Annotated in this window: 10 protein-coding genes and 1 riboswitch; of the genes, 7 read left to right on the top strand and 3 right to left on the bottom strand. The window is 25.4% G+C overall.

The window, feature by feature from the left end; all coding sequences use genetic code 11:
- Positions 1-228: 228 nt before the first annotated feature.
- On the top strand, positions 229-882 hold the full coding sequence (locus tag HF862_RS09710; RefSeq protein ID WP_170187668.1) for a GntR family transcriptional regulator: 654 nt from the start codon (positions 229-231) through the stop codon (positions 880-882).
- Between the two features lie 214 nt (positions 883-1,096).
- On the opposite strand, the gene HF862_RS09715 is transcribed toward HF862_RS09710, so the two are convergent.
- From HF862_RS09715 to HF862_RS09725, 3 genes are read right to left on the bottom strand one after another with little or no spacing between them, the layout of a single operon-like run.
- Entirely contained in the window at positions 1,097-2,068 is a 972-nt protein-coding gene (locus HF862_RS09715; RefSeq protein ID WP_170187669.1) for an ABC transporter substrate-binding protein, read from the bottom strand.
- 11 nt (positions 2,069-2,079) lie between these two features.
- The gene (locus HF862_RS09720) at positions 2,080-2,820 is read right to left on the bottom strand and encodes an ABC transporter permease (RefSeq protein ID WP_170187670.1); all 741 of its coding nucleotides are present in this window, start codon (positions 2,818-2,820) and stop codon (positions 2,080-2,082) included.
- Entirely contained in the window at positions 2,821-3,555 is a 735-nt protein-coding gene (locus HF862_RS09725) for an ABC transporter ATP-binding protein (RefSeq protein ID WP_170187671.1), read from the bottom strand.
- A 75-nt stretch (positions 3,556-3,630) separates the two neighbouring features.
- Positions 3,631-3,722, bottom strand: a riboswitch (TPP riboswitch).
- Positions 3,723-3,853: 131 nt separating this feature from the next.
- On the opposite strand from HF862_RS09725, the gene HF862_RS09730 reads away from it, so the two are divergent.
- The 6 genes from HF862_RS09730 to HF862_RS09755 all read left to right on the top strand — a co-directional run bounded on the left by HF862_RS09730 (position 3,854) and on the right by HF862_RS09755 (position 9,501).
- A complete protein-coding gene (locus tag HF862_RS09730) occupies positions 3,854-4,519 on the top strand; it encodes a YoaK family protein (protein WP_170187672.1) in 666 nt (221 codons plus the stop codon).
- 33 nt (positions 4,520-4,552) lie between these two features.
- The gene (locus HF862_RS09735; RefSeq protein WP_170187673.1) at positions 4,553-5,785 is read left to right on the top strand and encodes an aminopeptidase; all 1,233 of its coding nucleotides are present in this window, start codon (positions 4,553-4,555) and stop codon (positions 5,783-5,785) included.
- Between the two features lie 86 nt (positions 5,786-5,871).
- Complete coding sequence (lepA, locus tag HF862_RS09740) at positions 5,872-7,677, top strand: translation elongation factor 4 (protein WP_027129505.1); 1,806 nt, start codon at positions 5,872-5,874, stop codon at positions 7,675-7,677.
- 19 nt (positions 7,678-7,696) lie between these two features.
- Positions 7,697-8,044 carry a zinc-ribbon domain-containing protein gene (locus tag HF862_RS09745; protein WP_170187674.1) on the top strand — a complete coding sequence of 116 codons (348 nt, stop codon included), beginning with the start codon at positions 7,697-7,699 and terminating at the stop codon, positions 8,042-8,044.
- A 14-nt stretch (positions 8,045-8,058) separates the two neighbouring features.
- Positions 8,059-8,673, top strand: a complete 615-nt coding sequence (locus tag HF862_RS09750; protein WP_170187675.1) for a lysine transporter LysE — start codon at positions 8,059-8,061, stop codon at positions 8,671-8,673.
- A gap of 120 nt (positions 8,674-8,793) precedes the next feature.
- Positions 8,794-9,501 carry a YoaK family protein gene (locus tag HF862_RS09755; protein WP_170187676.1) on the top strand — a complete coding sequence of 236 codons (708 nt, stop codon included), beginning with the start codon at positions 8,794-8,796 and terminating at the stop codon, positions 9,499-9,501.
- Positions 9,502-9,852: the final 351 nt, after the last annotated feature.

The raw sequence follows: 9,852 nt of genomic DNA on the forward strand, positions 1-9,852 counted from the left end.
CTTAATAAAATATACTTATTTATAAACTACTATTTAATATAATTATATTATATTTTTTATAAAAAGCAAGTTTTTTTTGAAATTTTTTTACAATCAAAGTGTTTTTTTTAGAAAAAATGAATTAAAAAAACACTATTAATTTTTTGCTCTTATTTTTTCTTGACAAAAAACTATGTTATAATGTACAATGTTTCATGTATACAAAAAACGAAGAAGAGGTATTTTATAATGAGAATAGAAAGAAATAAATCTATGAGAGAAAAAGTTTATGATATTTTAAAAGAAATGATTATAGATGGAAAAATTCCTCAAGGACAAAGAATTATAGAAACAGAATACTCTCAAGAATTTCAAATTAGTAGAACTCCCATAAGAGAAGCTTTAAGGATGTTAGAATTAGAAGGACTTGTTGTTTCTAATTCTACAGGTGGAGTTATTGTAAAGAAAACTACTAAAGAAGAACTTATTGAAATATATAAAATAAGAATAGCTTTAGAAGGAATTATTTTAGAAGAAGTTATAAAAAAAGCTACTGAAAAAGACATAAAACTAATTGAAGAGACTTTAACTACAACTAAAGAAAAACTTGAAGAAAATAATCTAGAAGAAATTTTTGCTTTGTTTTCTCAATTTAATATAGAATTATATGAGATAGCAAAGGTTCCTAGAGTAATGGGAATGATTAATAATATTAATCTTTATCTTAAAAGATTCAGAAGATTAGCTATTGATGAAAATATTAGAAAGCTTGAAGCTTTTAATGACCATGTTCAAATTTTAGAATGTATTAAAAATAGAGATTTAGAAGAGGCTTTAAAAATTAATAGAAAACATCTTGAGAGGTCAATGAATTTTATGATTCCTAAATTTGAAGAAAAATAAAATTTATAAATTTTTTATACTTTTGCTACTTTTTTTATAAAATAAAAATTATGTTTATAAAAATATTTTTTATTTTATCTCTTTAGTAAAAATAAATTATTTTAATTAAAAAAATTATTTACTATAAATAATAAAATTTAAATACTTATATTTTTTATTATAAAATAAAAAATAGGAATATTGTAAAATTACAACATTCCTGTTTTTTTATTTTTTATAATTCCATCATTATATCTTTTGAATTTATTTTTTTATTTATCATTTTTTCATTATACATCCATTGTATATTCTCTTCCCATACTTTTTTATCCTGAGATAAGAATTTATTTTCTTTTGTTTCCATTAAAGGAAGTAATATATTGATACTTTTCATTTCAACTGTTTTTGTTAATGGGAATTGATCTGCTTCTTGTTTTTGTAATAATAAATCAACAGCTCCCTCTGGGTCATTTTTCATATCTTCAAATCCTTTTGCTATAGCTCTTAAAAATCCCTTATAAAGTTCTGGATTATCTTTCACCATATCTTCATTAGCTACAAAAACTTCCTCATAATAATTAGGGAATCCAAAATCAGTTGGGTAAAAGTAATTAACTTCTAATCCTTTATCTTGGAAAACAGGCACTTCATGGTTTACAAATCCACCAAAAGTAGCGTCAACTTTTTTTGTTATAGTAGCTGTTAATAAATCAAATCCCACATCTATAAGATTTGTTTTTGATAAATCTCCTCCATCATTTTTTATAACTGTTTGCAATAATCTTTCTGCCACATACCCTTGTGAATATCCAACTGTTTTCCCCTCTAAATTTTTTGGTCTTTTTATATTTTTATTTTCAGGAGCAATAACAACATTTAAAGGTTTTTGTACAATAGCTCCAATAGATTTTACAGGAATATTTTCATTTGCTCTAGCCATTATTAGTTGATGTAAATAATACATTCCAACATGAGCTTTTTTTACAGCTGGTAAAGCTATTGGGTCTGATACATTAGCTGGATAGTGAATTACTAAATTAATTCCCTCTTCTTCAAAATATCCTTTTTCATCAGCTATATATAAAAAACTATGAATAGCATTTGGATACCAATCTAATATTACATCAAAATCTTGTATTTTTTTTTCTTTTCCAAAACTAAAACTAAAAACTAATAAAAATAGTAATAAATATTTTATTTTTTTCATTGAAATCTCCTTTATTTTTTTACCCAAATTAATAATTTATCTTCTACAAGCGAAATAAATTTTACAATAAATACAACTATTATTGATATTAAAATCGCTGGAGCAAAAACTCCTGCCCCATCTAATTGTGTCATCATCCTTTTACTAAAATACCCTAATCCTTCATTAGCTCCTAACCACTCTCCTATAGTTGTTCCTATTATTACAAAAGGAATTGCCATTTTTAATGAAGAGAAAAAATATGGTAAAGTTGAAGAAATTTTTAATTTAATAAAAATATCCAATTTCGAAGCTCCCATACTTTTAAAAAGCTCTAGATGTTCTTCTTTTATTGATTTTAATCCCTGAGCAATATTTATAGTTACAGGGAAAAATGTAATAATTATTGCAACTAAAACTTTTGACCATATAGAATATCCAAACCATAAAATAAATATTGGAGCTATAGTGGTTATTGGAATCGTTTGACTAGTTACAATTATAGGATATATTGCATTTTCTATATTTTTATTAATATCCATAAATATTGCTAGTACTATAGCCAATACCAATGATATAGTTAAAGAAATAAATGAAATTTTTAATGTAGCTATCAAATGATGACAAATCAATATTTTTTTTAATTGCCAAAATCTTTCTATAATAAGAGTTGGCCAAGGTAATATAAAAGCTAGATTTACATATCTTGCTAATATTTCCCAAAATAAGAATAATATAATTGATAAAATCAAGGCTGGGGAATTTTTCTTCATCTACTTACCACCTCCTATATCAATTAAAATTTTTTCTTTAACCTCTTTTATAAATTCTAAATCCAATTTTTTTTCTTTAGGAATTATATATTCTTTAAAAGAATTTAAAGGTCTATTTTGACAAACTAAAATCCTATCAGATAAAAAAATAGCTTCATTTATATCATGAGTTATAAAAATTATACTCTTATCAAAATCTTTTAGTACTTCTAATAACCATTTTTGTAAGTTTTCTTTTGTTATAGCATCTAAAGCACTAAAAGGTTCATCCAATAAAAGAATATCAGCATCTGTCAACAAAGTTCTAATAAAAGAAACCCTTTGTTTCATTCCTCCTGATAACTCATAAGGATATTTTTCTTCATATTTCTCTAAATTTAATTTTTTTAGATAATCAATAGCCTTTTTTTTCTCTTCATTAAGATTTTTTTTACTTAGTTCTGATGGAAGAAGTATATTTTCTAAAACATTTCTCCAAGGAAGAAGAAGGTCTTTTTGAGGCATATAAGCAGTTTTTTTTCCTACTATATATCCTGAATTCATTTTTTTAATTCCACTTATTAATTTAATAATTGTTGATTTTCCACATCCACTACTTCCTACAATAGATAAAAATTCATTTTTTTTTAAAGAAAAAGATAAATCTTTTATTAATAAATCTTTTTTCTCATAAAAAAAACTTATATTTTCTACTTTTAAAACTGTTTCAGATGTTTTAAAAAATTCTTCTTTCAAATTTCCTCCTAAAATAAAAAAAATTATTCTCTAGAACCTTATTAGTCAAAGAAAATAATTATACAAAAAATATAAAATTATTCTTTGCCACTTCCCTCCGCTAGTGTTATCTAGATCAGGTAATTAAGGGTCTAAATTCTCAGCTAAAAGCTCCCCTAGTAGCTTGATTTTCAAAAAATATATTATCATAAAAATAAAATATTTTCAATAATAAAATTTTCTAAAATTTCATATTCTTTTATAGAATATTATGATAAAATTTAATTATAATATGAGTTCAAATGGGGAGGAAACTTTTATGAACCAACATGAAAATTTAGTTTTATTTTGGATAGGTACTTTAAGTTTTATTAGTGGTTATGCAAATGTCTATGGAATTATCTTACTTGGATTAACTCTCACTCATTTTACAGGGGATATTTCTAAAGCAGCTATTCATATAATAAATCATGTTACTGTTGATGAACAGATAATAAAAATTTTTATAGGGTTATTATTATTTTTAGGAGGAAATATTTTTTCAGGGGCTATTATTGGAGAAAGAGCTTTTAACATAAGAAAAAGATATGGGCTAATCTTTTTTGGAATTGGTTTTGCAATATTTTTTTCTTATATATTTTTTAAAGATAATAATAATTTCCTTTATATGCTTTGTTTTACAACAGGAATTCAAAATGGACTCTTTATGACTTATAAAGGTATCCTTATAAGAACTTCTCATTTAACAGGAAGTATCAGTGATTTAGGAGTCTATATAGGATATAAATTAAGAGGAATAAAAGTGGATAATATAAAAATTCTTTATTACCTTACCACTATCATAGCTTTTTTTTGTGGTGGAGTAGTTGCTACATATTTATATAATATTTTTAAAAATGATGCTCTTATAGTTATTCCTCTTCTTTATTTTTTAATTGGAGCTTCTTATTTTCAACTTCGTCGTGATTTTCAAGACACTAAATAATTTTTACATTAATATTATACAAGGAGAAATAAAATGATAAAAAAAGAACTTTTAAAAAAATATGTGGATTTATCTTTACAAATAGGAGTTAATATTCAAAAGGGACAAGCTCTTGTTATAATGTCTCCTATAGAAATTTATGAGTTTACAAGACTTTTAGTAGCAAGAGCCTATGAATTAGGAGCTAGTGAAGTTGTTGTCCACTGGAATGATGATTTTTGTAAAAAGATGACTTTTATCTATGGAGATAAAAAAATATTTGAAGAAATACCTAATTGGCAAGTGGAATCTTTAATGTGTTATGCTAATAAAGGAGCTGCTTTTTTAAGTATTGCTGCTAATGACCCAGAATTATTATCAGGTGTAGACAGTGAAAAAATAGCTCTTTATCAAAAAACTAGAAGTCAAGCATTAAAACCTTATTATGATAAAATAATGGTAAATGAACTTCAATGGAATATTATATCTGTTCCTACTTTAGTTTGGGCTAAAAAAATATTCCCTGGAAAGTCTGATGAAAAAGCTATAGATTTATTATGGGAAGCTATATTAAAATCTACTAAAGTAACAGAAGAAAATAATGCCACAGAAGTATGGAAAAATCATTTAAAAAATTTGGAAGAAAAAATGAATTATTTAAATAAAAAACAATTTAAAAAATTTAGAATAACAAACTCTCTTGGAACAGATTTGATGGTTGAACTTCCTAAAAATCATATTTGGGCTTCTGGAAAAGATGTTACAAAATCAGGAATAGAATTTGTAGCCAATATTCCTACTGAAGAAGTTTTTTCAATGCCTCATAAATATGGTGTAAATGGAGTTGTTTATGCTTCTAAACCTCTTAATTATGGTGGAAATTTAATTGATAATTTCTCTATAACTTTTGAAAATGGAAAAATTATAAAATTTACTGCTGAAAAAGGATATGAAGCTTTAGAAAATCTTATAAGTATAGATGAGGGAGCAAAATATTTAGGAGAAATTGCCCTTGTTCCTTATGATTCACCTATTTCTAATTTAGGAATTTTATTCTATAATACTTTATTTGACGAAAATGCTTCTTGTCACTTAGCTATTGGACAAGCTTACTCTAGTTGTATAGAAAATGGAGATAAACTAACTCCAGAAGAGATGGAAAAAGTTGGAATGAATGATTCTTTAACTCATGTAGATTTTATGTTTGGAACTAGAGATTTAAATATAGATGCTTTTGATGAAGAGGGAAATATAGAAAAAATATTTATTAATGGAAATTGGGCTTAATCTTTTAACTCTCTTGCAATTTTTAGGTGTTTATTTTATAATATAGTGTATTATAAAATTAATTTTAATTATTTTAGGAGGTCTAAGTGCAACAAAAATTTAAAAGAAACTTTTCAATCATTGCTCATATTGACCACGGAAAGTCAACTATCGCTGATAGACTTTTAGAAGCTACTCATACAGTAGCTGAGCGTGATATGAAGTCTCAATTACTTGATTCTATGGATCTTGAAAGAGAAAAAGGAATTACTATAAAAGCTCAAGCTGTTACTTTATATTATACTGCCAAAGATGGAAATACTTATGAATTAAATCTTATTGATACTCCAGGACATGTGGACTTTATATATGAAGTATCTAGGTCTTTATCAGCTTGTGAGGGAGCTTTACTTGTAGTAGACGCTGCCCAAGGAGTAGAGGCTCAAACATTGGCCAATGTTTATTTAGCTCTTGAAAATGATTTAGAGATAGTTCCTGTTATAAATAAAATAGATTTACCAGCAGCTGAACCTGAAAGAGTAAAGAAAGAAATAGAAGATGTAATTGGTTTACCAGCTGATGATGCTGTATTGACATCAGCAAAAATTAATTTAGGAATTGAAGATTTATTAGAAGAAATTGTTAAAAGAATTCCTTGTCCTAATTATGATGAAGAAGCTCCTTTAAGAGCTTTAATATTTGACTCAAAATTTGATGATTATAGAGGAGTTATTACTTATATAAAAGTAGAAGATGGTTGTATCAGAAAAGGAGATAAAATAAAAATTTGGTCAACTGAAAAAGAGGCTGAAATATTAGAGTGTGGTATTTTCTCTCCTAATATGAAACCTACTGATGAACTTTCTTCTGGTTCTGTTGGATATATAATTACAGGACTTAAAACTATAAAAGATTCTAGAGTTGGAGATACAATAACTCATTCAAACAGACCTTGTGCTGAACCATTATATGGATTTAGACCAGCTCAATCAATGGTTTTTGCTGGAATTTATCCAATATCAACTGATGATTATGGAGATTTAAGAGAATCTTTAGAAAAATTACAATTAAATGATGCTTCATTAAACTTTGTCCCTGAAACATCTCTTGCCTTAGGATTTGGATTTAGATGTGGATTCTTAGGTTTATTACACATGGAAATAATTGTAGAAAGATTAAGAAGAGAATATGATATTGACCTTATTTCTACATCTCCATCTGTTGAATATAGAATCACAATGGAAGGAAAACCTACTTATGTAATTGATAACCCTTGTGATTTCCCTGAAGGTGGAAAATCTAAATTTATAATTCAAGAACCATATATTAAAGGAAATATAATAGTTCCTAAAGATTATGTTGGTTCTGTAATGGAACTTTGTCAAGAAAAACGTGGAGTTTATGTAGGAATGAGTTATATTGATGATACAAGAACTATGATTACTTATGAACTTCCATTAGCTGAAATAGTTTTAGATTTCTATGATAAATTAAAATCAAAAACAAGAGGATATGCTTCTTTTGAATATGAATTAATAGATTATAGAGAGGGTGACCTTGTAAAAGTTGACATCCTTGTATCTGGAGAAGTAGTTGATGCCTTTTCTTTCATAGCTCATAAAGATAATGCTGTTTCTAAAGGAAGAGCAATTTGTGAAAAATTAAAGGATGTAATTCCTAGACAACAATTTGAAATTCCCATTCAAGCAGCTTTAGGAGCTAAAATAATAGCTCGTGAAACTATAAAAGCCTACAGAAAAAATGTATTGGCTAAATGTTATGGTGGAGATATTACAAGAAAGAAAAAATTATTAGAAAAACAAAAAGCAGGTAAGAAAAGAATGAAACAAATAGGAAATGTAGAAATTCCTCAAGAGGCTTTTGTTTCTATCTTAAAATTAAATGATAACTAATCTTTTTTTGGGAGGAATTATGTTTTTTATTGTAGGGTTTAGTAATAGAGATGAATTTATAAAAGAAGTCAATTTCAAATGTACTAATTGTTTAAATGAAAAATTTGAACTTTATCAAGTTGCTAATGTCCTGACTTTTTTCTTCATTCCTCTTTTTAAATTTAATAAAAAGGCTTTAATTGTATGTAAAAATTGTAAAAGTATATATAAAGTAAAAAGTGAATCTTTGAAGAAAATTTTAGATTCGACTATAGTTACTTATGATGATATTGAAGAGATTGTGAGAAATAATAATGTTTGTCCAAACTGCGGATACATGGTTGATAAACATGATAAATTTTGTCCAAACTGTGGAAATAAACTATAAGGGATGTGATATAGTTGTTAAACATTACATTTTTTAAAGGACTTACTACTGGATTAATTCTTTCTTTTCCTTTTGGTCCTGTAGGATTTTATTGTATGGAAAAGGCTTTAACAGAAGGAAAAAGAGAGGGATATGTTACTGCATTAGGAATGGTTACTTCTGATGTTTTATATGGACTTATTGCATTTCTTTTTGTAAATATTGTTGATGACTTTATATTTAAATATGAAATTTTCTGTAAAATTGCAGTTGGAGTTCTTTTAATACTTTTAGGATTAAAAAAATTAAATACACCTGTAGTTTTAGATAAAAAAATTATTAATCAAGATTATAATATATTTCAAGATTATTTTATAGGATTTGGACTAGCTTCTTTAAATATTACAGGAATAGTTACAATATTAGCTTTATACACTCTTTTAGGGCTTGTACGGGACCAAGATAATTATTTTCATTTAGCTCTTGGAATCGCTGCTGGTGGAGTTATTTCATGGTTTTTTACAGTCAATATTATCTGTGCTTTTAGAAAGAAACTTACTGATGATGTACTTATAAAACTTTCAAAATTTGCTAGTTTTGTTATTCTTACTTTTGGAATAATTACATTAGGTTATATTATCTTCAGTTAAAAATTATAACTTTTAAAATTATAGGAAAATTTTTTTATTAAAAAATTTTTTCCTATAATTTTTTATTTTATGTAGTATAATTTTATTAGAAGATAATTTGTATAAGTTTGGGAGGTAATTATGGAAAACTTCAAACTAGACTCTTTTGAAATTAAAGAAGAAGGATTAGAATGTGAAAAGTTATGGGTATTTCTAACTTTGATGATGATTAGTGGATTTTATGGGGCATTTACCTATACTATAAGAGGAGCAGTCTTCTGCAATGCTCAAACAGCAAACTTTGTGTTGTTTGCTATGGAATTAGGTTCAGGACATTTTTCTAAAGCTTTTTACTATTTAATTCCTATGTCTGCTTACTGTTTTGGTGCTATTATTTCTGAAGCCATTGGTGGACCAATAAAAAGGCTTCATAATATTAGATGGGATACTGTTCTTATCTTTATTGAAATAATTGTTGTTATTATTTTAGGCTTATTACCTGAAAGTGCTCCTTATCAAATTTCTCAAGTATTCATTAACTTTATTTGTTCTATGCAATATAATACTTTTAGAAAAACTAGAAAAATTCCTATGGCTACTACTTTCTGTACAAATCATTTAAGGCAAGCTGGAATAAGTATTGTAAATTTTAGAAAATTTCCAGAAGATGAAAATGTTAAAAGTAAATTATTCTTACATCTAAAAATGATTGGAATATTTGTTATTGGTGGATTAATTTCTACTATTTTATGTCATATTTTCTTAGGAAAAGCTATTCTATTTACTCTAATTCCTCTTTCTATATTATTTGTTCGTCTATTTTTAGATGATTTAAAAAATAGAAATTAATAATTTTTTATTTATAATATCATATACTAACTTTTATTAGTAAATATTTTTATTATTCTTTATTTATAAAATAATTTTACTTTTATTATTTAGTATTTTTTATATATTTTAGTAATTTTTTTTATTCTTATTTTTTAAAATTTTCTTTGTAATAAATATTTTGATATATATTACTATTATATCTATTTTTTATTTTACAATATTTTTATTTATATTATTATTAATACTTATAAAAAACTCAAGAAAAATATCTTGAGTTTTTTATTTATACATCTATTTTTTTAAATTTAACATTACATCATATATTAAAGCCCCTGCTAATTTGGAAGTTCTACTATCTATATCGTAAGT

This window comes from Fusobacterium sp. FSA-380-WT-3A (genome assembly GCF_012843705.1).
In the GTDB taxonomy this organism is placed as follows: domain Bacteria; phylum Fusobacteriota; class Fusobacteriia; order Fusobacteriales; family Fusobacteriaceae; genus Fusobacterium_B.

Coding starts and splice junctions, on each gene's coding strand:
- HF862_RS09730 (WP_170187672.1), top strand. CDS start 3,854: ATGAACCAACATGAAAATTTAGTTTTATTTTGGATAGGTACTTTAAGT.
- HF862_RS09745 (WP_170187674.1), top strand. CDS start 7,697: ATGTTTTTTATTGTAGGGTTTAGTAATAGAGATGAATTTATAAAAGAA.
- HF862_RS09720 (WP_170187670.1), bottom strand. CDS start 2,820: ATGAAGAAAAATTCCCCAGCCTTGATTTTATCAATTATATTATTCTTA.
- HF862_RS09755 (WP_170187676.1), top strand. CDS start 8,794: ATGGAAAACTTCAAACTAGACTCTTTTGAAATTAAAGAAGAAGGATTA.
- HF862_RS09715 (WP_170187669.1), bottom strand. CDS start 2,068: ATGAAAAAAATAAAATATTTATTACTATTTTTATTAGTTTTTAGTTTT.
- HF862_RS09735 (WP_170187673.1), top strand. CDS start 4,553: ATGATAAAAAAAGAACTTTTAAAAAAATATGTGGATTTATCTTTACAA.
- HF862_RS09710 (WP_170187668.1), top strand. CDS start 229: ATGAGAATAGAAAGAAATAAATCTATGAGAGAAAAAGTTTATGATATT.